This window comes from Klebsiella michiganensis, from assembly GCA_000963575.1.
GTDB lineage: Bacteria > Pseudomonadota > Gammaproteobacteria > Enterobacterales > Enterobacteriaceae > Cedecea > Cedecea michiganensis_A.
This window is the reverse complement of record CP011077.1, coordinates 3,216,106-3,239,790: the sequence shown is the minus strand read 5'-3', so window position 1 is coordinate 3,239,790 and position 23,685 is coordinate 3,216,106. Positions and strand designations below refer to the sequence as shown.

At 55.7% G+C, this 23,685-nt stretch carries 21 protein-coding genes; 10 read left to right on the top strand and 11 right to left on the bottom strand.

The features are described from left to right. Window positions 1-156: 156 nt before the first annotated feature. Window positions 157-1,179 (bottom strand): transcriptional regulator, encoded by a 1,023-nt coding sequence (locus tag VW41_14955; GenBank protein ID AJZ90223.1) that lies wholly within the window; start codon window positions 1,177-1,179, stop codon window positions 157-159. Between the two features lie 192 nt (window positions 1,180-1,371). On the opposite strand from VW41_14955, the gene VW41_14950 reads away from it, so the two are divergent. Then, the gene (locus VW41_14950) at window positions 1,372-2,832 is read left to right on the top strand and encodes a PTS system cellobiose/arbutin/salicin-specific transporter subunits IIBC (GenBank protein AJZ90222.1); all 1,461 of its coding nucleotides are present in this window, start codon (window positions 1,372-1,374) and stop codon (window positions 2,830-2,832) included. Between the two features lie 12 nt (window positions 2,833-2,844). Next, entirely contained in the window at window positions 2,845-4,275 is a 1,431-nt protein-coding gene (locus VW41_14945) for a 6-phospho-beta-glucosidase (GenBank protein ID AJZ90221.1), read from the top strand. Between the two features lie 94 nt (window positions 4,276-4,369). Here VW41_14945 and VW41_14940 read toward each other — a convergent pair whose 3' ends face one another. After that, window positions 4,370-6,502: an amino acid ABC transporter substrate-binding protein gene (locus tag VW41_14940; GenBank protein AJZ90220.1), complete on the bottom strand. Its 2,133-nt coding sequence runs from the start codon at window positions 6,500-6,502 to the stop codon at window positions 4,370-4,372. A 203-nt stretch (window positions 6,503-6,705) separates the two neighbouring features. Beyond that, a complete protein-coding gene (locus VW41_14935; protein AJZ90219.1) occupies window positions 6,706-7,836 on the bottom strand; it encodes an iron transporter in 1,131 nt (376 codons plus the stop codon). 188 nt (window positions 7,837-8,024) lie between these two features. Between VW41_14935 and VW41_14930 the strand changes: the two genes are divergently transcribed. Continuing rightward, window positions 8,025-8,636, top strand: coding sequence for a type III effector HopBF1 (locus VW41_14930; protein ID AJZ90218.1), 612 nt, complete (start codon window positions 8,025-8,027; stop codon window positions 8,634-8,636). A 20-nt stretch (window positions 8,637-8,656) separates the two neighbouring features. Continuing rightward, on the top strand, window positions 8,657-9,103 hold the full coding sequence (locus VW41_14925) for a GCN5 family acetyltransferase (protein ID AJZ90217.1): 447 nt from the start codon (window positions 8,657-8,659) through the stop codon (window positions 9,101-9,103). Here the strand turns inward: VW41_14925 and VW41_14920 are convergent. Next, window positions 9,090-10,025: a LysR family transcriptional regulator gene (locus VW41_14920; GenBank protein AJZ90216.1), complete on the bottom strand. Its 936-nt coding sequence runs from the start codon at window positions 10,023-10,025 to the stop codon at window positions 9,090-9,092. The genes VW41_14925 and VW41_14920 overlap by 14 nt on opposite strands. Before the next feature lie 183 nt (window positions 10,026-10,208). Between VW41_14920 and VW41_14915 the strand changes: the two genes are divergently transcribed. Together VW41_14915 and VW41_14910 are read left to right on the top strand one after the other, a co-directional pair. Next, complete coding sequence (locus tag VW41_14915; protein ID AJZ90215.1) at window positions 10,209-10,892, top strand: FMN-dependent NADH-azoreductase; 684 nt, start codon at window positions 10,209-10,211, stop codon at window positions 10,890-10,892. A 38-nt stretch (window positions 10,893-10,930) separates the two neighbouring features. Beyond that, complete coding sequence (locus VW41_14910) at window positions 10,931-11,335, top strand: LysR family transcriptional regulator (protein ID AJZ90214.1); 405 nt, start codon at window positions 10,931-10,933, stop codon at window positions 11,333-11,335. Window positions 11,336-11,378: 43 nt separating this feature from the next. Here the strand turns inward: VW41_14910 and VW41_14905 are convergent, their stop codons facing one another. Both VW41_14905 and VW41_14900 read right to left on the bottom strand, forming a co-directional pair. Continuing rightward, the gene (locus VW41_14905) at window positions 11,379-12,281 is read right to left on the bottom strand and encodes an aspartyl beta-hydroxylase (GenBank protein ID AJZ90213.1); all 903 of its coding nucleotides are present in this window, start codon (window positions 12,279-12,281) and stop codon (window positions 11,379-11,381) included. A gap of 136 nt (window positions 12,282-12,417) precedes the next feature. Further along, complete coding sequence (locus VW41_14900) at window positions 12,418-12,888, bottom strand: hypothetical protein (GenBank protein ID AJZ91993.1); 471 nt, start codon at window positions 12,886-12,888, stop codon at window positions 12,418-12,420. Between the two features lie 1,011 nt (window positions 12,889-13,899). Here VW41_14900 and VW41_14895 point away from each other — a divergent pair. The 3 genes from VW41_14895 (at window position 13,900) to VW41_14885 (ending at window position 16,318) form a co-directional block, all read left to right on the top strand. Further along, entirely contained in the window at window positions 13,900-14,688 is a 789-nt protein-coding gene (locus VW41_14895; protein AJZ90212.1) for a hydroxyethylthiazole kinase, read from the top strand. Continuing rightward, window positions 14,685-15,485, top strand: coding sequence for a hydroxymethylpyrimidine kinase (locus tag VW41_14890; GenBank protein ID AJZ90211.1), 801 nt, complete (start codon window positions 14,685-14,687; stop codon window positions 15,483-15,485). The genes VW41_14895 and VW41_14890 overlap by 4 nt, the downstream gene beginning before the upstream one ends. Before the next feature lie 86 nt (window positions 15,486-15,571). Beyond that, window positions 15,572-16,318, top strand: a complete 747-nt coding sequence (locus VW41_14885) for a GntR family transcriptional regulator (protein AJZ90210.1) — start codon at window positions 15,572-15,574, stop codon at window positions 16,316-16,318. Here the strand turns inward: VW41_14885 and VW41_14880 are convergent. The 3 genes from VW41_14880 to VW41_14870 are packed head-to-tail and all read right to left on the bottom strand — an operon-like array spanning window position 16,292 to window position 19,567. Then, complete coding sequence (locus VW41_14880; GenBank protein ID AJZ90209.1) at window positions 16,292-17,272, bottom strand: sugar kinase; 981 nt, start codon at window positions 17,270-17,272, stop codon at window positions 16,292-16,294. The genes VW41_14885 and VW41_14880 overlap by 27 nt on opposite strands. After that, window positions 17,259-18,272 (bottom strand): hypothetical protein, encoded by a 1,014-nt coding sequence (locus tag VW41_14875; GenBank protein AJZ90208.1) that lies wholly within the window; start codon window positions 18,270-18,272, stop codon window positions 17,259-17,261. Before VW41_14875 ends, VW41_14880 begins: the two co-directional genes overlap by 14 nt. A gap of 2 nt (window positions 18,273-18,274) precedes the next feature. Continuing rightward, window positions 18,275-19,567, bottom strand: a complete 1,293-nt coding sequence (locus VW41_14870) for a nucleoside transporter (protein AJZ90207.1) — start codon at window positions 19,565-19,567, stop codon at window positions 18,275-18,277. Between the two features lie 259 nt (window positions 19,568-19,826). Between VW41_14870 and VW41_14865 the strand changes: the two genes are divergently transcribed. After that, window positions 19,827-20,879 carry a fructose-bisphosphate aldolase gene (locus tag VW41_14865; protein ID AJZ90206.1) on the top strand — a complete coding sequence of 351 codons (1,053 nt, stop codon included), beginning with the start codon at window positions 19,827-19,829 and terminating at the stop codon, window positions 20,877-20,879. A 243-nt stretch (window positions 20,880-21,122) separates the two neighbouring features. Here the strand turns inward: VW41_14865 and VW41_14860 are convergent, their stop codons facing one another. Together VW41_14860 and VW41_14855 are read right to left on the bottom strand one after the other, a co-directional pair. After that, window positions 21,123-22,022: a lipid kinase gene (locus VW41_14860; GenBank protein ID AJZ90205.1), complete on the bottom strand. Its 900-nt coding sequence runs from the start codon at window positions 22,020-22,022 to the stop codon at window positions 21,123-21,125. Window positions 22,023-22,272: 250 nt separating this feature from the next. Continuing rightward, window positions 22,273-23,634 carry a protease gene (locus VW41_14855; GenBank protein AJZ90204.1) on the bottom strand — a complete coding sequence of 454 codons (1,362 nt, stop codon included), beginning with the start codon at window positions 23,632-23,634 and terminating at the stop codon, window positions 22,273-22,275. Window positions 23,635-23,685: the final 51 nt, after the last annotated feature.

Genomic DNA, 23,685 nt, shown 5'->3' with positions numbered 1-23,685 from the left:
AGAGGGAAAAAGCGTGGTATTTCCCTCTTTGTGATTATCAGCCGAAAATCAATGAATTGATTTTCCAGTTTTATTGCCGAATTGCCTGGCATTTCTTCTTACGGCAGGAGGGGGCAGCCGTCTGAAGGAGCGTAGTTCGCTCCTTTTTCTTTTGCCTTATTTTTGCTGAAAATGAGGCCCTTTTGCCACAGAACTCCGCACAATCATCTCAGAACTGTACAGGTTATCTCTTGAGAAATAGCCGCCGTCCAGCATCGCCGTCAGGCGGTTAATCACTTCATGAATCATCTCACTCACCGGCTCCTTCACGCTCGACAGCGGCGGGGAGAGAAAAGCCCCGGTCGGGATATTATCAAAGCCGATAACGGACACATCGCCCGGCACCGACAGACCGGCCTGACCGAGCCTGCTGATAGCGCCGATAGCCATATCATCATTACTGGCAACCAGGGCGCTGAAGTTCAGTTTCGCACTGAGCAGGCTTTCGACTGCGGCAGAACCGCTGGCCGGCGTCCATTTTCCGGTGGCAATCAGTTCGTCCCTTACCCGTAGTCCTGCCTGCTCCAGTGCTTCCCGGTAGCCAGACAGGCGCTCTCTGGCCGTGGGAGAGTCGAGGACGCCGGTAATAAAGGCGATATCCCGGTGGCCCTGGTCAATCAGGTAGCGGGTGGCCTTAAAGCTGGAGCCTTTGTGGTCGCAGCAAATGCAGTGGCTCTGGTGTTTGCGCAGCTTACGATTCATTACCATGATCGGCTGCTTGTGCTGCTCAATCAGCGCGTCCATCTCATCCACGCTTAAAAAACGCGGGTAAATGATCACCGCGTCACAGTGCAAATCGAGCAGGAACTGCACGGCGGCCTGCTCTTCCTGGGCGCTATGTTTGCCGTCGACCAGAATCAGTTGGCGCCCGCTGGCTTCCAGCTTTAGCGCGGCCTGGGAAAGCAGTTCGCTAAAATAGTTCCCGCTGTACAGCGTGTTGGTCACCACCAGTCCAATATAGCCTGACTTGCTGGTGGCCAGATTACGGGCCAGCAAATTGGGGCGATACCCCGTTTCCTGTATGGCCTGGTACACCTGCGTTTTAGTGGCCTCGCTCACGTAGCCTTTACCAGACAACACGCGCGAAACGGTCGCCTTCGATACGCCTGCTTTTTTCGCTACTTCCTGCATTGTCGACATAAAGGCTTCTCGTAAGTTCGTCATTTCTGACCATTTTACACTTTTCACGGTCAGGGCGCAGCGTAGCCTGTATTTCGAGGTGAATCACAAAAATCGATCTCAATAAAAATAATCATTGTTATATGTTTTTTAACTACACATGATTATGTGGAACCGGTTACCTACGAAATCATAACAAGAGAGTTTCACCTCATGGCTAACAAGTACGAGGCAGTATCCCGACAGATTATTGAGGCTTTAGGCGGCGCGGAAAACGTAGTGGCGGTAACCCATTGCATGACGCGTTTGCGCTTTGTATTACAGGATGATGCAGGCGTCGATAGCGCCCGACTGAAGGCAATTTCCGGCGTGCTGGGCGTGGTTAAAAATGACCAGCAGTGCCAGGTCATTATTGGTAACACGGTGTCTCAGGCCTACGCTGAAGTACTGAAACATCTCCCCGAAGGAACAGGGGGCAGGCCGCAGACGGCGGCAAAAGGCAAACTGACCCTGAAGCGCATCGGGGCGGGTATTCTGGATGCGTTGATTGGCACTATGTCGCCGCTTATCCCGGCCATCATCGGCGGCTCGATGGTGAAGCTGCTGGCGATGATCCTCGCGATGACCGGGTTATTTGAAACAACCTCCTCGACGCTGATTATTCTTAACCTCATCGGTGACGGCGCTTTCTTCTTCCTGCCGGTGATGGTGGCAGCCTCTGCTGCCGTGAAATTTAAAACCAACATGTCGCTGGCGATTGCTATCGCCGGGGTGCTGGTGCATCCGGCCTTTATTGACCTGATGGCCAAGGCGTCTCAGGGGCAGGCGGTTGATTTTATGGGCGTGCCCGTTACCGCCGTGAAATACACCTATACCGTTATTCCGGCGCTGGTGATGACCTGGCTGCTGTCGTATATCGAACAGTGGATTGATCGCATCACGCCTGCGGTGACGAAAAACTTCCTCAAGCCGATGCTTATCGTGCTGGTTTCCGCGCCGATAGCGATTTTGCTGATTGGGCCATTAGGCATTTGGATAGGCAGCGGGATTTCTTCCCTGGTTTACACCGTGCACGGTTACCTGGGCTGGCTTTCCGTCGCCATCATGGGGGCTATCTGGCCGCTGCTGGTGATGACCGGGATGCACCGCGTGTTTACGCCGACAATTATCCAGACCATCGCCGAAACCGGCAAAGAAGGCATGGTTATGCCGTCGGAAATTGGCGCTAACCTGTCTCTCGGGGGGTCATCTTTGGCCGTCGCCTGGCGGACAAAGAATCCGGAACTGCGTCAGACGGCGCTCGCCGCTGCCGCGTCGGCAATCGTGGCCGGTATTTCAGAACCTGCGCTTTACGGCGTAGCGGTGCGGCTGAAACGCCCGTTGATCGCCTGCCTTATCAGCGGTTTTATTTGCGGTGCCGTCGCCGGTATTGGCGGGCTTGCCAGCCATTCCATGGCCTCACCGGGGCTTTTCACCAGCGTGCAGTTCTTCGACCCCGCCAACCCGATGAGCATCGTTTGGGTTGTGGCGGTGATGATTCTGGCCGTGGTGCTCTCGTTTATTACTACGCTTATTCTCGGGTTTGAAGATATTCCCGTTGAGGAGGCTAAAGCCAAAGAGCAGGGCGGCGGCGCAGAATTTGTACGACAAGATAATGCAGTAAAAACACTTTAATCAGAGGTAGACATGGCTGAGACAGTTTTTCCAAAAGGATTTTTATGGGGCGGCGCAATTGCGGCTAATCAGGCAGAAGGTGCGTATCAGGCCGGCGGCAAGGGGCTAAGCACCGTCGATATGATCCCGCATGGTGACAACCGCTTTGGAGTAAAACTCGGCGTGGAAAAGCGGTTTGTGCTGCGGGACGATGAGTTTTACCCCAGCCACGAGGCCATAGATTTTTACCATCGCTATAAAGAGGACATCGCGCTGATGGCCGAAATGGGGTTCACCGTTTTCCGAACCTCTATTGCGTGGAGCCGTATTTTCCCCAAAGGGGATGAAACGACGCCTAACCCGGAAGGGATCGCGTTCTATCGTGACCTGTTTGCCGAGTGCCAGAAATACAACATCGAACCGCTGGTGACGCTCTGCCATTTCGATGTGCCAATGCACCTGGTCCAGGAATACGGTTCCTGGCGTAACCGTAAAATGGTGGCGTTTTTCAGCCACTACGCGCGAACCTGTTTTGAGGCGTTCGACGGTCTGGTGAAATATTGGCTGACCTTCAATGAAATCAATATTATGTTGCACAGCCCGTTCTCCGGCGCCGGGCTGGTCTTTGAAGAAGGGGATAACAAAGAGCAGGTGATGTATCAGGCCGCGCACCACGAGCTGGTTGCTAGCGCGCTGGTCACCAAAATTGCTCATGAAGTTAACCCGGCAAATCAGGTCGGCTGTATGCTGGCCGGCGGCAATTTCTATCCGTACAGCTGCAAGCCTGAGGACGTTTGGGCGGCGCTGGAGAAAGACCGTGAGAACCTGTTCTTTATTGACGTGCAGGCGCGCGGGGCTTATCCGGCTTATGCGGCGCGGATGTTTCGTGAGAAAGGGGTTGAAATTGTCACCGAGCCCGGTGACGACGAGATCCTGAAGAACACCGTCGATTTTGTCTCCTTCAGCTATTACGCCTCACGCTGTGCTTCGGCCGACATGAATGAAGGCAATACCAACCCGGCGAATATCATTAAATCGCTCAAAAATCCGCACATAACCTTCAGCCAGTGGGGCTGGGGCATCGACCCGCTTGGCCTGCGCATTACCATGAACATGATGTACGACCGCTACCAGAAGCCGCTGTTCCTGGTTGAAAACGGGCTGGGCGCGAAGGATGAGGTCAACGCCGACGGGGAAATCAATGATGACTATAGGATAGGCTACCTGCGGGAACACATTAAAGCGATGGGCGAGGCGATTGAGGACGGTATTCCGGTTATGGGCTACACCTCCTGGGGCTGCATTGATCTTGTTTCAGCTTCAACCGGCGAGATGAGCAAACGCTACGGTTTTGTGTATGTCGATCGTGATGATCAAGGGCAGGGGACGCTGGCGCGCACGCCGAAGAAGTCGTTCTACTGGTATAAGAAGGTGATTGCCAGCAACGGCGGGGATCTGGCGTAATTTCTCCTCACCCCAGCCCTCTCCCCAAAGGGGAGAAAGCATAAGAAAACCCTTTTATCCCCTCTCCCTTGTAGGGAGAGGGTGAGGGTCTTTATCAGAACGCCAGAGAACCCTGCACGAAGAAGGTGCGCGGCTCGCCTACGTATTTCCCGGAGTTATTGTCGTTTGAACGCGTGTAATAACGCTGATCGAACAGGTTCTTAATCCCGGCACCCAGCTTCAGGTGAGACAGCGACGGCCCGAAGTCGTACTCGCCGCGCATATTCCACACCATATAGCCTGCGATATTACCAAACTGCCCGTCCGCGCTTTCGTCGGTGATGTAGTTCGGCCCGGTACCCGGAGAGCTCTGTTTAGACTGCGCAAAGCTGTCCAGATTCCATACCCAGTTGCCTGTCGCGTAGCGGGTGCCCACGGTGTAAACCTGGCGAGAGTAGAACGGCAGATCTTTACCGGCGAAGTCACCTTTGTCGCTGGTGGCTTTGGTGTAGGTGTACGTGCTGTACACGCTCACGCCATCCAGCGCACGGTTCACTTCGCTCAGATCGTAATTCAGCGCCAGTTCAAGACCCTGATGCTTGGTTGCGCCCAGGTTCGTCCAGCCCACAATGTTGTTGATGTACTGCAGCTGATCGTTGAAGTCGATGTAGAACAGCGTAGCTTCGGCTTTCAGCGTGGTGTCGTCATAGCGGGTACCGAACTCATAGGTATGCGCTTTTTCCGGCGTCAGGCCCGCTGCCGGCTGATTACCGCTGCCGCCGCGGGTCAGCTGGAAGTACTGCATGCTGCCGAAGGATGTGCTGGCGTTGGCAAACAGTTTCCAGGCATCAGACATGTGGTACATCACGCTAATAGAAGGCAGCGGTTCGCTGTAGGTCTTCTCGCGGTCGATGTTCTGGAAGGAATCGCTGGTGTGCGTTTTGATGCTTTCATAGCGCAGACCTGGCGTGATAGTCCAGTTGCTGACGTTAATGGCGTCATCAATGTAGAAAGCGTTGGCTGCCGTACCACCGGAGCTGTGCTGGTAGTACTCGCTCATGTCCGGTTTAGTGTAGGTGGTGGCAGGATCATACGCTTTTGGCGTGCGGTAACCCTTCTCGTCCGACGTTTCGTTCAGGTAGCGGTAGCCCAGGGTGACCTCATGAGACATCTCCCAGAAACGGAACAGCTGGGAATAGGTTGGCTCAATCGCCCAGGTGGAGTAGTTACGCGGCGCTGAGTTCAGGGTGCGTTTGTTGCCCTTGAAGTACTCTAGATCGCTGCTGCGGTAGCTGTCGGTAAAGTAGGTCAGGACCTCCAGCTTTTTATCGTCTTCGGTGTGCTTATATTTGAAGGACATGTCTTTCCGGCGGCCTTCAAAGCTATCCCAGCGGCGGTCAGACTGGAACGGATCTTTCGCATACTGGGCGGTAGTCAGGCCACCCGGCATACCGGACTGGGCTTCGTAGTAATGGAAGTTTGCCTGCAGCTCATCGCGATCGGTGAAGTTGTACTTGGTCTTCAGCATGAAATCGTCGATGTCGGTATTGTCGTTGCTCTCGCGGTAGCCCTGGCCGTGCAGGCCGGAGTAGAGCAGTTCTGCGCCAAAGCCGTTATCCGCCGTGCCGCCAACGGACGCGCTGGTCAGCGTCTTCAGGCCGCCGTGGCTGGCACCCTGAGTCTGCGCGCTGACGGTGCCGCCAAACTCTTTCGGAATGTCGCGGGTCACAAAGTTAATCACGCCGCCGACGTTTTGTGGTCCATAGCGCACGGCGCCGCCGCCGCGAACCACGTCAACGGACTGAATGTTGCCCATGCCCAATGGCGCCATGGAAAGCTGCGGCTGGCCGTAAGGGGCAACCGCCAGCGGAACGCCATCCATGAGAATTGTGGAGCGCGGGGACAGACGAGAAGTCAGGCCGCGGATACCCACGTTGAGAGAAATGTCGCTGCCGCCGGTGCCGTTGCTGTCGCGCACCTGCACGCCCGGAATGCCCTTCAGCGCATCGGCAAGCGTCTCTGAACCCTGTTCATGAAGCTGCTGCTCGGTCACTATCGAGCGCGCACCTGGGTGGTTAAGCAGCACGGTGCTGGTGTCCGGGTTATCCAGCCAGTTGCCAACCACGGTAATATCGTCGGCTTTTTTGTCTGCGGGAGTTTTATTTGTTGGAGTGTTATCTGCAGCGAGTGCTGGCAACGCGAATGCTATAGCACTTGCCAGAAGAGAGACACGAAAAAGGGGGCGCATCATCATTCCTTTACAACGTTGGTTTGCTGTTATGTGTATTTTTTGGAAATGACAATCTTAATGATAATTATTTTCAAGTAAATAGTTTTATTACGGAATAATTCGGAATAAGACAAAAAGTAAGCAAAAAAAAGCCGAGCGATTAGTTTCCCGCTCGGCAGAACAGATGGCCTGGCTAATGGTTTAGTCCAGCCCGTTTTAATTTATGGGGTAACCCAGAAGACGCCGCTGTAATCCAGCGCGGTGAACTGCTTGTGAACCTGCTCAATGTCGGCCTGCGGATCGATGTCTTTGAACAGGTCCGGGTGCAGGAATTTCGCGATGGCCTCTACCGCAATATAGTTCAGCGGAGAATCGTAGAACTGATGGTAAATAGCCATAACGCGCTTCTCTTTCACCGCCGTCAGCACGTTAATGCCGGTGCGGTTCATCAGCCCCTTCAGCTTTTGCTCGGCCACGGCTTTGTCGGCCATATAACCCAGCGGTACCGCTTTAGGCGCGCGGTTGCCGCGGTTCCAGTCGGCGCCGGTCATCAGGTAGAAGTCCGGGTTGCTGGTGATCACCTGCTCGGTATTCACCTGGCCGCTCATTTCCGGGAACAGCTTGCTGCCGATATTATTGCCGCCAGCGGTATCAATAAACTGGCCGTAGCTGCCCTTGCCGAAGGTCTGGCAGCATTCATCGCCGCGGATGCCCGCCGCGCGCTCAATAAACACGCTCGGGCGCTGCTCTGGTTTCAGCGTAGCCACGCGCTCGCGCACCAGATTCATCCGCTGCTGGTAGTGCTGAATAAACGCATCGGCGTTTTTCTGCTCATCAAACACTTTACCCAGCAGCTCGATGCTGGGCAGGGTGTTGGTCAACGGCTGCTGACGGAAGTCGATAATCAGCACCGGAATGCCTACTTTTTCCAGTTGGCTTAGCACGCCGCTGTTCTTCAGCTTGGCCAGCACGCCGATGTCAAAGATGATCAGGTCAGGCTGTAGCGTGACCGCTTTTTCGACGCTGAAATCCGTGTAGTACGGGTTCTCAAACATCGTAATTTTGCTCACCTGCGGGAATTTTCGCGCATAGGCATCCGCCAGATCGGGCGCTTTGGTCTTCAGCGAGTTATCCCAGGCAATAATGTTTTCCAGCGGGTCCTTCGGGTGAATAATATTCAGCGCCAGCAGGGCTCGCGCATCGGCCAGCATCACGCGTTTTGCCGGATGGGGCAGCGTCACTTCCCGGCCCGCTACGTCGGTAACAACAATCGGTGCGGCCTGGGCGGCGAAGCTCAACAAGGCAACGGCAGCAAGCAGCCAGCGAGCTTTGGCGGTAAACACTGTGAACATGGATGACCTTCAGAACGGGAAAATTTAGGAAGGGAATGATAATCGATCTCATAGCGTTTGGAATGGGGCCGCGGGAATTTTTCTGGTTACGAAAGGTGCCAGGGCAAGGCCGACGGGAACCTGCGGGCTGCTATTGCCACTCAAGGGCTTTCTACAGCGCGGTGAAGAACCGCACAGGAGAGTCCACTATGTATACCGTTGCTAACCATGCAGCCCAGGGGCGACATTTGCCCGCTTCGAATGTTCAGGCACCGGGGACGGCGTTTCAGGATGTGCCGTCGCTGGGGCAGAAAATCGGCGCGGGAAGTCAAAAAGATGTCTTTCACTCGCGGCAGGATCCACGCAAGTGCGTGTGTCTGTTCAGGCCGGGCACCACCGGCACCATTTCGGCGGAACAGTACGCTTTGAAAGAGCTTGAAACCACGAAACAGCTTAAGCACCTCGGCTTTCCCGTTGTGGATGCGCATGCCCTGGTCAAACACGGCGGCAACGTCGGCGTGGAGAAAGACTACATCCACAACGCGTTTGATTCCGAAGACATCGTGAATAATAAGAAAAGCCTGCCGGATGATAAGAAGTTCAATCAAAACGTGCTGGCGGACTGTAATGCCATTATTAACAAGCTGAAAAACCATGAATTGCATATCGACGATCTGCAATTTTTAGTCGATAGTCATGGCCGCGTGCTGATTAACGATCCGCGCGATGTGATCCGTTCCTCGCCGGAAAAAAGCATCAGTAAAGTCAATGAACTGCGGGCCCATGCTTTAAATAACCTGCTGGATATTGATAGCGATTAATAGTTGACTTAATAGGGGGGATAACCGTGCTACGAATAATGTTGGTGACGCCAGATAACAAAGGCTTTGCTTCACTCAAAGCGCAAAGCGTCGAGGAACATTACAATATGCTGCGCCGTCTTGAAGCCAACTGGCTTAGCGGAGACAACCGTTTCTCCTCCCCTGGAGAAAAACTACTGGGTATCTTTGCCGGTGAAGAACTGGTCGGTATTGGCGGGCTTAATCGCGACCCGTTTTCAGGAGATGAGCGCGCGGGGCGTATTCGGCACCTGTACCTTAGCCCGGCCTGGCGCGGGAAAGGGGCAGGGCAGCAACTGCTGCAGGCCATACTCGCCGGCGGAGACGACTGGTTTGATTTTTATAACACCCATGCGCCGGAACACGCCTTTCGTTTTTATGAAGCCGCCGGGTTTCAGGCCGTTTCCGGTGAGGAGAGGGTGACTCACCGGTTGGTTACTCGCCGCTAGTTTTGGGTAAACCGGCGGCCAGTTTTGCCGGGCAGAGGTTTTTAAGCCGCTCAATCAGCCAGCGTCCGGCGGGGCCGGGCGGGGAGGCAATCGGGTAGACGCCAAACATCGGCAGCGCGAGTCCGCCGGGCGGGACGTCCTCAATGTTCAGCCGTACCAGCCGCCCTTCGCGAATATCCCGCTCGACAACGTGTGACGGCATGCTGCCCCAGCCCAGACCATCGAGCAAAAAGGCGTGCTTGGCCAGCAAGTCGCCCAGCCGCCAGGTGGAGGGTGACATCACGCCAAACTCTTTCCCTTTGGAAAGCTCTGAGCGGTCGGTCAGCACCAGCTGAACGTGTTTAGTCAGTTCTGACTTTGGTACCATGCCTTCGAACTGCGCCAGCGGATGATCGGGAGAGGCGACCATCACCAGCGAAACGCCTGTCAGGCGCTCCCCGGTCAACGAGGCCGGCATATCCGGCAGCGAGCCAAGGATGCCAATCCCGGCGCTGCCGTTGAGCACCGGTTTGTAACCGCCGCCCAGTGCCTCAACAAACAGGCGCAGAGGTGTGCCTGGAAACTGCTCGCGGAAGGCTTTTGCCGCGGAAGTCATCGCTTCCAGCGGAAAGAAAACGTCCACCACCACCGAGAGTTCCGACTCCAGTCCCGACGACATGCCGCGCGCTCGTGCCTTCATAAAATCAACGCGAGAAACAATGCCGCGGGCATCGGCCAGCAGCACTTCACCCTCGGGCGTGAGCTTTGGATAGCGGCCGGAACGATCAAACAACTGCACGCCAATCTGGGCCTCCAGCCCCCTGATCAAATCGCTAATCACCGACTGGGCGCGGTACATCTTGCGAGCGGCCGCGGAAAAGCTGCCTTCGTCGACGGCGGCAATAAACGTGCGAAGTTGGTCCAGCGAAATACCGTCCAGCATTGTGGTTCCTGCCTGGCAGTGAAGGGGTGAAGCGCAATATAGCCCTTCGGCATGGCTTTGTCATTGGCGATGATGTATCGGGCATGGCGATGGATTGCATCGAAATATAACGGCTATTCGGGTGGGAAAGGCAGTGGCATAGTGGCAGCCATGTTCAGCGAATCTTAAAGATTGAGCACATCTATGTTAACGGCTTTAAAAAAACTCTTAACGCGCTTATCCCCTAAACAAAGCTCTATTTCCGAGGCTAAAACTATGTCGACTATCCTGCATATTGATACCAGTGTTTTGGGCGGTTATTCCGTCAGCCGCCAGCTGTCGGCGGAGATTGTTGCCCGTCAGAAAACGCTGCACCCCGGCGCCACGGTGATTTACCGTGACCTGGTGCAGTCCCCGGCTCAGCATCTGTCAGACAAACACATTGCCGCTTTCCAGGGCGCGGAAGTGACCGACGCGGCGCTGGGCGCAGACCTCGCTGCCGGCGGCGCGTTTATTGACGATCTGTTCGCCGCGGACGTGATTGTGATTGGCGTGCCGATGTACAACTTCTCTATTCCATCCCAGCTTAAGGCGTGGATCGACCGCGTTTGTGTGGCCGGGCGTACCTTCCAGTACGGCGCAAACGGCCCGGAAGGCCTGCTGCCAAAAGGTAAAAAAGTGTTTATCGCTTCCTCTCGCGGCGGCCAGTACACCGGTGACAGCCCGGCGGCTTTCCTGGAGCACCAGGAATCCTATCTGAAAGCGGTGCTGGGCTTTATCGGCCTGACCGATGTGACCGTCATCCGCGCAGAAAACCTGAGCCGTGGCGACGAAGCGAAAAGTGCCGCGCTCGCCGATGCGAAAAACCAGATTGCGTCGCTGGCCTGATAACGGCCGCGCACCAGTGAATTTAACGGGAAATCCGAATGGACAGATACGCTACTAATTTCGCGACCGTGGGTCGCATCGTGATTGCCGCGATTTTTATCGTCAGCGGGCTGGGAAAAATTGCTGCGCCTGAGGCGACTCAGGGCTATATCGCTTCGGTAGGGCTGCCATTCCCGTTACTTGGGTACCTTATTGCGCTGGCGGCTGAGGTGGGGGGCGGCGTTCTGCTGCTGGTGGGCTACCGTACCCGGCTGATTGCGGCACTGCTGGCCGTGTTCACCGTGGCGACGGCGGTGTTTTTCCACCACAACTTTGCCGACCAGAACACCGTGCTGCACTTCCTGAAGAACCTGATGATTGCTTCGGGCCTGCTGCAAATCTCAGCGCTGGGGGCAACTTCCCTGAGTTTTGATACGCGCCGCCTGCAGCGCCAGCTGCGGTAACCTGTTGGACGTAAGGCCTCTGATTAGAGGCCTTATTTTTTGCTTAAAACGCCCGCCAGATAAGCACGGCAATCCCGCCGAACAGGATCCATTTCACAATGTAGTACACCGTCTTATTCCAGCTTTTAAGCTTCTTCCCGACGATACGAATCTGATAGATGTAGCGGAAAGCGCGGTTGATCCCACCGATGCGGTCGTTTTCATCGTTAGGTGCCGACGCGGCGCTCATCAGATTACGCCCCAGCCAGTGGTTGACCGCCTGGGCCCAGCGGTAGCGCATGGGTCGTTCCACATCGCAAAACAGGATCAGGCGATTCTCGCCGCTGGTATTTTCCGCGTAGTGAATATAGGTCTCGTCAAACAGGACGCCTTCGCCGTCCCGCCAGCTATAGCGTTTCCCGTCCACTTCAATAAAACAGCGATCGTCATTAGGGGTCGCCAGCCCCAGGTGAAAACGCAGTGAGCCAGCATAAGGGTCGCGGTGCCGCGGCAGGCGGCTGCCGTCGGGGAGGGTGGCGAACATCGCCGCTTTGATGGACGGAATGGTGCGCAGCAGTTCGGTCGTTTTCGGGCACAGCAGGCTGGCTGACGGGTGGGCGTTTTCATACCACTTCAGGTAAAAACGCTTCCAGCCTGTTTTAAAGAAGGAGTTAAAACCGGCATCGTTAAATTTATCTGCGGCTTTTATTTGCTCCAGCTTCTGCAGGTGAATCCCTTCGTCGCGAATAACCTGCCAGTTATCCCGCAGCGTTGCCAGTTCGGGAAAGGTTTCCGGCGTTAAATAGGGCGTATTCGGCACCCTGGAGAAAAGATACATAAAACCGTTAAGCGGGGCGGTAAACGTTGAATGGTCTGATAGCTGCCGCCAGAAACGAAAACGAATCTTGCCGCGGTAATGCACATAGACCACTGAAATAATAATGATGAGTAAAATAATATATTTCATATTGTTATCTGACCACTGTGTTTTTTGCTCATTCCCTGCCGGGCCAAAGCCCCGACTGCCAAAAATGCGCCTTTGGAAAGGCGCTGAAATAGAGCTTAGCAGTGGTTTTAGCGAAGTAAATGTCACCCCTTAGCAACTACCAGCCAACAGACAAGCCCGCGCCGTAGCCCACATCGTTTTCTGTATCATCACTGACGGTGGCTTTTACAACAACAGAATTACCGACGCGAGCAGAGGCCCCCACGGCTAAAGCATTTTCGCCTTCATAGCCGCCAATACCCGCCCCGATAGCAACGGTTTGATTATTCATAACCTGGGGGATATTGCTCATTGCCATCGCGCCAGAGATACCTGCGTTGGCCTCTTTTTGGTTATTGTTAACTTCATCTTTTAATGCAGAGAATGCATTATTTAATGTGTCGATCGACTGGCTGTTGTGTTGAATCATGCGGGTATTATTCTCAGCAAGTTCGGTATTTAACAGAATGTGATTACTGTTACTGGCGACGCGTGCCTGAGCCGCCGTATCCAGTTTAATATTGGTGGTAGTCACGCCATTTTTACCATCAACACCGTTTTTTATCTGAGACTGAACGTATTCGATCATCGCTTTATCTTTGGCGGCCTGTTGGTCTGCATCCGTCACCGGACTGTCGAGGTGCGAGCTATTATCGACAATCTTCGTTGCAGGGGTAAGTGTGCTGGCGACGATAGAATGGGGGGCATCGAGATGGGGCGTAACAGGCTCTGAATGGTTTCCATCCAGATGAGGTGTGGTAGTAATGCCACTCACAAAATCGTTCGTGTAGTTTGTATGGTGGGCGTGGTCATAATCTCGTATAGCCTGTTGTTGCGTTGGATCCATACTTTCAAAACTGGCCCTGGCTTCCTGCCAGGTAATAGATTTATTCACCATACTATTATAGAAGTCACTCACTATATCGGCCCTGGCTGAAGCCGATATCACTAAAAGGCCAAGCGCCACGGCTATTGATTTACAAACGTTAACGGATTTCATTTTTCTCTCGCCATAAATAATTAATTTAAACGCGCCAGTACATTATTTGTCGTACTGGTAACGGCGATGAACTATCCCGGAATGTGATAATGTAATCCTTGATCTGAATCATAAGAAAATTCTTAGTCTAGGGGGTTTAAAAACGATAAAACATCCAGTTCACATTCACCCTTTGTGTTGGTGCCAGGGCGCTCACACGGCTGTTACAATCGAGGTGAAAAGGGGCGGGATGACTTACGTTTGAAAGTGTTGCCACGCCCAAGGTTATGTGATGAAAAGATAGCGCAGGGCAGTTAAGTTCGACGGGATGATTCCTTCATCAAATCACCCGCCGGGTAAGCAAATACACATACCCCCCGGCAGGTACAATCCGTAAAGCGCCGCTTTTGCCGTTTACAAGACTTCCCGCTGGCATTACCATCCTCTGCACGGATTAATGACCAGCATTAATCACAACATATTGATGTAAATGACTCGGGGTGCCCTTCCTTGTGAAGGCTGAGAAATACCCGTACCACCTGATCTGGATAATGCCAGCGTAGGGAAGTCAGATGCCTGTCCGGCGTCCCTTCTTTCACGCCGGACAGGAGCCTTACCGTTATGCAACCTGACCTGCTACCCGGCGCGACCGCCGCCTCTGTTTTACACCACCTCCGCCAGCATTCTCCGCTGGTTCACTGCATGACCAATGACGTAGTGCAAACCTTTACCGCTAACGTGCTGCTGGCGCTGGGTGCTGCCCCGGCAATGGTGATCGAAGCCGAAGAAGCGGCACAGTTCAGCGGGTTGGCGAGCGCGCTGCTGATCAACCTCGGGACGCTGACCTCAGAGCAGGCGACCGCGATGCGGGCCGCAATTCACGCCGCCAATAGCGCCGGAACGCCGTGGGCGCTCGACCCGGTCGCCGTAGGGGGGTTGGCTTTCCGCACGCGTTTTGCTCGCGACATTGTCCAACTGAAGCCGGCCGCCATTCGTGGCAATGCGTCTGAGATCCTGGCGCTGGCGGGGGAGCAGGCCGGGGGGCGCGGCGTGGACAGCACTGATGATGCACTTTCGGCGCTCCCGGCGGCGCAAAAGCTGGCGCGCGAAACCGGCGCGGTGGTTGCCGTGACCGGCGAAATTGATTACGTCACTGATGGAGAGCGAACGCTTGCCGTGGCCGGCGGCGGAGAGCTGATGACGCGTGTGGTCGGCACCGGCTGCGCGCTTTCCGCAGTGGTCGCTGCGTGCTGCGCTTTACCGGGGAACCGGCTGGACAACGTCGCCGCCGCCTGCCGCTTTATGTCGCTGGCCGGCGAGCAGGCTATCGCCGCCAGCCGCGGGCCGGGCAGTTTCACTCCAGCGTTCCTCGACGCCCTTTATCTGCTTCACGCGGAGGCTCTGGCATGAAACGTATCAACGCCTTAACCATCGCCGGAACCGATCCAAGCGGCGGGGCGGGGATCCAGGCCGATCTGAAAACCTTCTCCGCGCTCGGCGCCTACGGCACGAGCGTGATCACCGCCCTGGTGGCGCAAAATACCCGTGGCGTGCAGTCCGTTTACCGTATTGAGCCTGAGTTTGTGGCGGCGCAGCTGGATTCGGTATTGAGCGACGTGCGCATCGACACCACAAAAATCGGCATGCTGGCTGAGGCCGATATCGTCGAAGCCGTTGCGGAGCGACTGGCGTTCTATCAGGCGCAGAACGTGGTACTGGACACGGTGATGCTGGCGAAAAGCGGCGATCCGCTGCTGGCCCCGTCGGCGGTCGAAAGTTTACGTCGAAAGCTATTGCCGCATGTCGCGCTGATCACGCCCAATCTCCCGGAAGCGGCAGCGCTATTGGGGGCGCCCCATGCGCGGAGTGAAAAGGAGATGCGTGAACAGGGCGAAGCCCTGCTGGCGATGGGCTGTGAAGCGGTGCTGATGAAGGGCGGGCACCTCGACGACGCAGAAAGCCCTGACTGGCTGTTTACCCGCCACGATGTGAAGCGCTTCACCGCGCCGCGCGTACAGACGAAAAACACTCACGGCACCGGCTGTACTTTGTCTGCCGCTCTGGCTGCGCTGCGTCCTCGCCATGATGACTGGACGCAAACCGTGGCCGCCGCGAAAATTTGGTTATCGAAGGCGCTGGCGCAGGCGGATTCCCTGGAAGTCGGGCACGGCATTGGCCCGGTGCATCATTTTCACGAATGGTGGTAACTGTCGGTTAAAAGAGAAGTTTTTAGCCAGCGTAATACCAGTGGTACTATACTGGCTTCATCTTCCTTGCCGGACAATTGCGTACCATGGAACAGGCTCATCACCAGTTAGTTGAACAGCTTAAACAGCGCTTTGCCGCCCCGGATAACGCTCCTCTGTACCTCAAGTTTGTTGAAACGGTGAAAAATGCCGTGCGCGCCGGGCTGTTGCCGCAGGGCAATATCCTGCCGGGGGAGCGCGATCTCAGCCAGCTCACGGGCGTGTCGCGTATTACCGTGCGAAAGGCGATGCAGGCGCTGGAAGATGAAGGCGTGGTCACGCGTTCGCGTGGTTACGGCACGCAGATTAACGCGACGTTTGAGTATTCGCTGAAAGAGGCCAGAGGGTTTTCGCAGCAGGTTGTACTCCGGGGGAAAAAACCGGACACGCTGTGGGTTAACAAACGCGTGGTGAAATGCCCGGCAGACGTGGCAGAACAGCTCGCGATCCCGGCGGAAAGCGAGGTTTTCCTGCTCAAGCGCATTCGCTATGTGGATGAGGATGCGGTGTCTATCGAAGAGTCTTACGTACCGACCGGGCTGATTGCCGACCCGGATGAAATCGGCGTTTCGCTTTATGACTATTTCCGCAGCCAGAACATTATTCCGCAGCGCACGCGCAGCCGGGTGAGCGCCAGAATGCCGGACAGCGAATTCCAGTCGCACATCAAGCTGGAAACGCCGGTGCCGGTTTTGGTTATCAAACAGGTGGCGTTCGATCCGCAAAACCGGCCCATTGAGTACAGCATCAGCCACTGCCGCAGCGATTTATACGTTTTCGTCTGCGAGGAGTAGGGCTTGCTCAAGCTGCGCACGTTTTGGCGCGCAGTCCCCGCCCCGGTGGCCAACCACATAGCTGGCCACCGCATTACCGAGACTCACCGCTTCTTCCAGACGCCAGCCCGCCGCCAGACCTGCCAGCGTACCGCCCGCATGGCTGTCGCCGGCGCCGATGGTATCAACGACGGAGGTCGGGAAGGGCGCAGCGATCCCCACACCACCGCTGTCCGCAAACCAGGCGCCGTCCTTATCTAAACGAACGATCAGCGGGCTCCCGTAGCGGGCGAGCCATGCGCGGCAAATCGCTTCAATATTTTCAGGATCAACGTCAAGCCATTCGGCAACGATCGCCGCTTCCTGGCGATTCAGCGAAACAATCGGTTTGCAGGCCATGATCCTCGCCAGCAGTGGCTGGGGAATATCGGCAATGCGCGGGCCAAAGTCGATAAACGGCGTGATGTTGGGAAGCGATTCCAGCCAGCGGACAAGTAGCTCTGCGCCCGGCCCGGCGAGCTGATAGCCGGAAAGCGACAGCAGCGTGCCGGGCGCGATAACCAGGGCATCAAGCCAGGCCTGATTCCACTGATGCTCAACGCCGCGGAACGACATAAAGGTACGTTCTCCGTCGGGCTCAACCAGCGCCAGACACCAGCCGTTATCCCCGGCATCGGTATGAATTTCACTGCGGATTTGCTGTTTTTCGAGGCTGTTGCGAATAATATCAGCCCAGGTACCCTGACCAATCGGCAGCGCGTTCTGCGAGTCTATGCCCAGGCGTGAAAGCGTGATGGCGATGTTCAGCGCGCAGCCGCCGATGTTAACGCCCTGCTGATGCAGTTCAATATCACAGCCCCGCCACGGCAGGGCGTAGGCGTCGGCGATGACGTCAATCACCGCCGAACCGAGCACGCAAACCGGGCGCTGAGCCTTAAGCTGGGGTAGCTTGCTTAGCAGCTCATTTGGCTTCATAGCTGGCCTCTCTTTGCTGGCGGTAAGCCATAAAGATGCGGCTGTAGCGCGTGAAGTCGAGCTGGTTCTCTTCATCCAGCTCCTGTTTTAACGCCGGGTCGATGCTTTCTACCCCATTAAGGGCACCGCAGATGGCGGTAGCCATCGCGCCGATGGTGTCGGTATCTCCCCCGAGGTTAGCGCACAGGATGGCGCAGCGGTTAGGGTCAGTTTTCGCCAGTTCGACCATCGCAATGGCGGCCGGCACGGACTCAACGGTGCTGGTGCCGGTGCCGACCAGCTGATAAATCTCCTCCATGGCGGATTCGGTACCACGGGCCTTCCGGGCTACACCCAGCGCAAGTTCCAGGCGTGCAGCCAGGGAAGCACTAAACGTCGTGATGCGTTTTTCCTGAGCATGGCGGGCAACGGAAGGCAGTTCATCGCAAATCGTTGCCCAGCTTGCCCCGTCTATTGCGCGGGAAATGGCCCAGGAGATCACTACTGCACCGGCGATGGCTAAGTCCGATTTGTGCGTCGGGCTTGAGGCCAGCGCCACTTCGGCCACAAACTCATCGAGGTTGGCCGTTGGCAGCAGGCAGCCAAGCGGGGAGGCGCGCATCGCCGCCCCGTTGGTTACCCCATTGTTTTCCAGCTCACTTACCGGTGTACCTTGTTTGATCGCATTCAGGGCTATTTTTGATGTCGGCCCAAGCACGTTTTTGTTAAACGCATCGAACCCTTCTGCCCAGGCCAGAATATGGCGGCCAATGGTATCCGGGTTGATAGCACCGTGGTGCTCGATAATAGCGTCCGCCAGCGCCAGCGCCATTGAGGTGTCATCGGTAAACTTAGCGCGGGCAAAGTAACAGGCGGCATTGTTTTCTGCCGGCCCCGGCAGGAACCGGTCTATCCAGCCGAAGTGGGCCTTCACCCGCGAGCGCGGCCACAGTTCGGACGGCATCCCCATCGCATCACCTAACATCTGGCCGTAAAAGGCTCCCAGAATACGATTTTCCATTGTTACGCTTCCTTTAGTACTTTTTCAGATTCATCACCGGCAACGGCGATGGCAGCAATCTCTTTGTCCGACTCGCGGAAGAAGACCATGAACAGCACGGCGATGACGGCAATCATTATCGCGCCAAAGCCCCACATCCCCGCCCAGTTAAAGGTCTGGCCGTTTACCGGCGAAGAGTAAGCAAACATTTTTTCCATCATTTTGCCGCCGAGGCTGTAGCCCAGCAGGCTGCCGAAACCCTGACAGCAAAGGGTGATCAGCCCCTGCGCCGCGGTGCGCATATACACCGGGGATTTCTTGTCTACGTAAATGTAGGCGGTGACGTAGTAGAAGTCGTAGCTCACGCCGTGCAGCAGGATGCCGAGGAACAGCAGGCCATAGGTGAACAGGTGCGACGCGTCGCCGTAAACAAAGAAGCCGTAGCGAATGGCGGCGGTGATCAGGCCAAGCAGCAGAACCTTTTTAATACCAAAACGCTTAGTAAAGAACGGCAGCGCCAGCATAAAGAAGATTTCCGAGAACTGGCCGAGCGTCATCCAGCCCGTGGCGTTGTGCATCCCGACTTCGGTCAGATAGCCGTTGGCGAAGATGTAGTAAAACGCCAGCGGCATAGCAAACAGGAACGAACAGAAGAAGAAGACCAGGAAGTTTTTGTCCTTCAGCAGGACGATGGCGTCGAGGCCCAGCATCACCTTCAGGCTCAGTTTGCCGGTACTTTTCGGCGGGGTGTTCGGCAGGAAGAACGCGAACCCGCCTAGAACAACCGAACTTATGGCGGTGATCAGCAGCGGCACGTTGGTTGGCGAGATATCGCTAAAGCCCAGCATCTGCGGCAGGAAGCCGCACACGATCCCGGAGGCAATCCAGCCGATGGTGCCCATCACGCGAATACGCGGGAAATCACGTTCCACGTCATCGACGTTGGAAAACGCGATGCTGTTGGTCAGCGCAATCGTCGGCATATAGGTGAGCGAGTAGGCCAGCAGCAGCGGGAAGAAATAGACAAACTCCGTTTGCTGTGCGGCGAGATACATCAGCCCGGCGCCAACAAACATCAGCAGCGCCAGCACTTTTTGAGCGGCAAAGAAGCGGTCGGTCAGCGAGCCGACCAGGATGGGGGACAGAATAGCAGCGATGGCGGTGCAGGCGTAGGACCAGCCGATTTCACCGGCGGTAAAACCACTTTTGTTGAGGAACAGCCACAGGGGCACAAACCAGGCGCCCCAGATAAACCATTCCATAAACATCATGAACGAAAGGCTAATCGTTGTACGTTTCATGCTCAGGACCTTCATGACAGGTGTAGGGTGTGCCTTAACCATACCAATGAATAATACCTTTTAAATACCTTTGCGTCGATTCTATGATCGCCATTGCAAAAATAGCCGGGGTGGCCACCTGGCTTTACTCCTGGAAAGGAGGCAAAAGTGCCTTCGAACTGGCAAATCCACGCCGTCGGTACCAGGCTTAGTGCGGCCGGTTTTTTTGACCCGGCAGAACAGGATTCTTTATGCACAGCGGGCAGGGTGCTCGCTGCCTTTACGGGAGCGTATTATGACTGATATTGCGCAGTTGCTTGGCAAAGATGCCGACGGCTTGTTACAGCATCGTTGTATGACTATTCCGGCAGACCAGCTTTATCTGCCCGGCTCGGACTATGTTGACAGGGTGATGGTGGATAATAATCGCCCGCCAGCGGTACTGCGAAACATGCAGACGCTGTACAACACCGGGCGTCTGGCCGGCACCGGCTACCTCTCTATTCTTCCCGTCGACCAGGGCGTTGAACACTCGGCGGGGGCTTCTTTCGCCGCGAACCCGCTCTACTTCGATCCGAAAAATATCGTTGAGCTGGCCATCGAAGCGGGCTGTAACTGCGTGGCGTCAACCTACGGCGTGCTGGCTTCGGTTTCTCGCCGCTATGCCCACCGTATTCCCTTCCTGGTGAAGCTTAACCACAATGAAACGCTGAGTTACCCGACCACCTACGATCAGACGCTGTACGCCAGCGTTGAGCAGGCCTTCAACATGGGCGCAGTTGCTGTCGGGGCCACGATTTACTTTGGCTCGCCGGAATCCCGCCGCCAGATTGAAGAGATCTCCGCCGCCTTTGAGCGTGCGCACGAACTTGGCCTGGTCACCGTGCTGTGGGCCTATCTGCGTAACTCCGCGTTTAAAAAAGACGGGGTGGATTATCACGTCAGCGCCGACTTAACCGGCCAGGCTAACCACCTGGCGGCGACCATCGGGGCCGATATCGTGAAGCAGAAAATGGCGGAGAATAACGGCGGTTACAAAGCGGTAAACTTTGGCTACACCGACGAAAAAGTTTACAGCAAACTGACCACCGACAACCCTATCGACCTGGTGCGTTACCAGTTGGCTAACTGCTACATGGGCCGCGCGGGCCTTATCAACTCCGGCGGGGCAGCAGGCGGTGAAACGGATCTGGCCGACGCGGTACGCACGGCGGTTATTAACAAACGTGCGGGCGGCATGGGGCTGATTCTGGGACGTAAAGCGTTCAAGAAATCGATGACCGACGGCGTGAAGCTTATCAACGCCGTGCAGGATGTTTATCTGAATGAGAAAGTGAGCATCGCTTAAGCTCTGCTGAGTAAGGTTATAAAGCCCTCTTTTTGAGGGCTTTTTTATGCGGAGTTTTTGCCCGGGGCGTTATTACCCTAACCCTCTCCCTGGAAGGGAGAGGGGATAAAATATTGCCAGTGCTTGTTTATTCCCTGTCCCTTTGAAGGAGAGGGAAAATCATATTCCCTGTCATCTGTTTTCCCCCTCTCCCCTTTGGGGAGAGGGCCGGGGTGAGGGGGAAACAAGCTGCACCTTGCAGGTTTACCCCAGCAGCGGGCAATTGGGGGGTAAACGACAGGCCAGCGCATTCGGATGCACTTCAATTCGGAATTGCCGTCCGCTCAGCGGCTCGCCGTCGAGGTTAAAGGTAATATCGTGCGGGGCTGAAATCTCAAACCAGGCCGATTTCCCTTCAATGATGTTAGGGTTTTCATCCGGGCGCGTCAGGGTTGTCAACAGCGCGGGAAGCAGGTCTTCGCCGGTGAAAATGCGTAGCTCAAGCAGCCCGTCGTTGATCAACGCCTCCGGGCAAAGCTGCTGCCCGCCGCCGGCCTGCCGACCGTTGCCGATGCCTATCACCAGCGCATCTCCCTGCCAGCTAAAGCCCTCCCCACGAATATCGCAGCGATCCGGCTTCAGCATATCCATGCGCATTAAACCGTGAATGAAATAAGAGACGCCGCCGAGCGCCGCTTTAAGTTTTTCCGGCGTTTCGGTGGTGATGCGCGTGCCAAATCCGCCGGTTGCCATATTGATGAAGAAGGCTTCTTCGTTGACCTGCACCAGGTCTATGTTGGCGGCTTTGCCGAACAGCGCGAGGCGCAGCGCTTTTTCAAATTCCTCAGGAATGCCGGCGCTGGTGGCAAAGTCGTTGGCCGTCCCCAGCGGTAGAATGCCTAATGCCGGGCGACGGTCAGGCGAAAGTTTTGCGAGACAGGTGGCAATCTCATTAATTGTGCCGTCCCCGCCCCCGGCAACCACGGTATCTGCGCCGAGACTCAGGGCTTCCTCAATGTAGCGTTCTGCATCACCTTTTTCCCAGGTCACCCTGATGTGCAATACGTAACCTTCCTCACGTAGCGTATGCACGGCCTCGCGCAGCTGTGGGTTACCGGCGCCTTTGCCGTTCAGAATTAAAAATGAATGCGGGGATCTCTCCATGACTTACCTCAGAAAAGTGAGCATTATCAAAGTGTAGAGCAAAGTGGGCGCAGAGGAGTAAGAACTGGCTGAATCAGCGGAAAAAAGAAAGCCTGCGCAAGGGAGATTGCGCAGGCCAAGGAGGTGGTTCCTGGTACAGCTAGCATTTATGGGTTATGTTTTTCAGCTTGCGGATAATAACGTTATCTTGTGTAACCGTATGTGATCGGTTTCTAAGAATGGTCTTAGCGCGAAAAATAACCCTAATTCACTAGTTTGCGTGCGGTTTACGGGTTGTCTGACCAGAGAGATTGCGCATCAGCAGAGCATAATCCAGCGCTATCTCCTGGGGTACAGGCATCCATACGGTATGACCGTCGCCCGGGGCAACGTCTATCGGCTGGGCCTTACCGTTTTCCAGGGTTTCCAGGGTAAAGGTGATGTTGCCCTGCGGGGTCATCATTTCCAGGCTGTCGCCCAGCAGGAATTTGTTTTTCACCGCCACGGCCGCCAGGTCACCCCGTCGTTCACCGGTAAACTCGCCCACAAACTGCTGGCTCTCAGAAATGGAGTGACCGTATTCGTAATTCTGGTGGCTGTCGTGGGTATGACGGCGCAGGAAACCTTCGGTATAGCCGCGGTGTGCCAGGCCTTCCAGCGTTTGCAGCAGCGTAGGGTCAAACGGCTTGCCCGCTGCGGCGTCATCAATGGCGCGACGATACACCTGGGCGGTACGCGCGCAGTAGTAGTAGGACTTGGTGCGGCCTTCGATTTTCAGCGAGTGGACGCCCATTTTGGTCAGACGCTCAACGTGTTCAATGGCGCGTAAATCCTTCGAGTTCATGATGTAGGTGCCGTGCTCGTCTTCAAAGGCGGTCATGTACTCGCCCGGACGTTTGGCTTCTTCCACCATAAACACTTTGTCCGTTGGGGCGCCGACGCCCAGCGTAGGCTCGACGTTTTGCACCGGAATAGGCTCGTGTACGTGAACGATGTTGCCGATGTCGTCCTCTTTGCCTTCCTGAACCTTATATTCCCAGCGGCAGGCGTTGGTGCAGGTCCCCTGGTTAGGGTCGCGCTTGTTGATATAACCGGAGAGCAGGCAGCGGCCGGAATACGCCATGCACAGCGCGCCGTGAACGAAGATCTCCAGCTCCATTTCAGGAACCTGTTCGCGAATTTCGGCGATTTCTTCCAGGGAAAGCTCGCGGGAAAGGATGACGCGCGTCAGCCCCATTTGCTTCCAGAACTTCACCGTCGCCCAGTTAACGGCGTTAGCCTGCACGGAGAGGTGAATATCCATCGCCGGGAATGCTTCTCGCACCATCATGATAAGCCCTGGGTCGGACATAATCAGCGCATCCGGGCCCATATCGATAACCGGCTTAAGGTCGCGAATAAAGGTTTTCAGCTTGGCGTTGTGCGGGGCGATGTTCACCACCACGTAGAATTTTTTACCCAGCGCATGGGCTTCGTTTATCCCGAGCTGGAGGTTTTCGTGGTTGAATTCGTTATTGCGTACGCGCAGTGAGTAGCGAGGCTGGCCCGCGTAGACGGCGTCTGCGCCGTAGGCGAAAGCGTAACGCATATTCTTCAGCGTTCCCGCCGGGGAGAGGAGTTCTGGTTTAAACATGAAAGTCTCGGTCTGATATCAGGTCAGAACCGCTCCACCTGGTGAAGCGGC

Coding starts and splice junctions, on each gene's coding strand:
- VW41_14935 (AJZ90219.1), bottom strand. CDS start 7,836: ATGTTCACAGTGTTTACCGCCAAAGCTCGCTGGCTGCTTGCTGCCGTT.
- VW41_14945 (AJZ90221.1), top strand. CDS start 2,845: ATGGCTGAGACAGTTTTTCCAAAAGGATTTTTATGGGGCGGCGCAATT.
- VW41_14900 (AJZ91993.1), bottom strand. CDS start 12,888: ATGATCGAATACGTTCAGTCTCAGATAAAAAACGGTGTTGATGGTAAA.
- VW41_14855 (AJZ90204.1), bottom strand. CDS start 23,634: ATGTTTAAACCAGAACTCCTCTCCCCGGCGGGAACGCTGAAGAATATG.
- VW41_14930 (AJZ90218.1), top strand. CDS start 8,025: ATGTATACCGTTGCTAACCATGCAGCCCAGGGGCGACATTTGCCCGCT.
- VW41_14890 (AJZ90211.1), top strand. CDS start 14,685: ATGAAACGTATCAACGCCTTAACCATCGCCGGAACCGATCCAAGCGGC.
- VW41_14870 (AJZ90207.1), bottom strand. CDS start 19,567: ATGAAGGTCCTGAGCATGAAACGTACAACGATTAGCCTTTCGTTCATG.
- VW41_14905 (AJZ90213.1), bottom strand. CDS start 12,281: ATGAAATATATTATTTTACTCATCATTATTATTTCAGTGGTCTATGTG.
- VW41_14865 (AJZ90206.1), top strand. CDS start 19,827: ATGACTGATATTGCGCAGTTGCTTGGCAAAGATGCCGACGGCTTGTTA.
- VW41_14895 (AJZ90212.1), top strand. CDS start 13,900: ATGCAACCTGACCTGCTACCCGGCGCGACCGCCGCCTCTGTTTTACAC.
- VW41_14955 (AJZ90223.1), bottom strand. CDS start 1,179: ATGTCGACAATGCAGGAAGTAGCGAAAAAAGCAGGCGTATCGAAGGCG.
- VW41_14920 (AJZ90216.1), bottom strand. CDS start 10,025: ATGCTGGACGGTATTTCGCTGGACCAACTTCGCACGTTTATTGCCGCC.
- VW41_14950 (AJZ90222.1), top strand. CDS start 1,372: ATGGCTAACAAGTACGAGGCAGTATCCCGACAGATTATTGAGGCTTTA.
- VW41_14885 (AJZ90210.1), top strand. CDS start 15,572: ATGGAACAGGCTCATCACCAGTTAGTTGAACAGCTTAAACAGCGCTTT.
- VW41_14910 (AJZ90214.1), top strand. CDS start 10,931: ATGGACAGATACGCTACTAATTTCGCGACCGTGGGTCGCATCGTGATT.
- VW41_14875 (AJZ90208.1), bottom strand. CDS start 18,272: ATGGAAAATCGTATTCTGGGAGCCTTTTACGGCCAGATGTTAGGTGAT.
- VW41_14940 (AJZ90220.1), bottom strand. CDS start 6,502: ATGCGCCCCCTTTTTCGTGTCTCTCTTCTGGCAAGTGCTATAGCATTC.
- VW41_14860 (AJZ90205.1), bottom strand. CDS start 22,022: ATGGAGAGATCCCCGCATTCATTTTTAATTCTGAACGGCAAAGGCGCC.
- VW41_14915 (AJZ90215.1), top strand. CDS start 10,209: ATGTTAACGGCTTTAAAAAAACTCTTAACGCGCTTATCCCCTAAACAA.
- VW41_14880 (AJZ90209.1), bottom strand. CDS start 17,272: ATGAAGCCAAATGAGCTGCTAAGCAAGCTACCCCAGCTTAAGGCTCAG.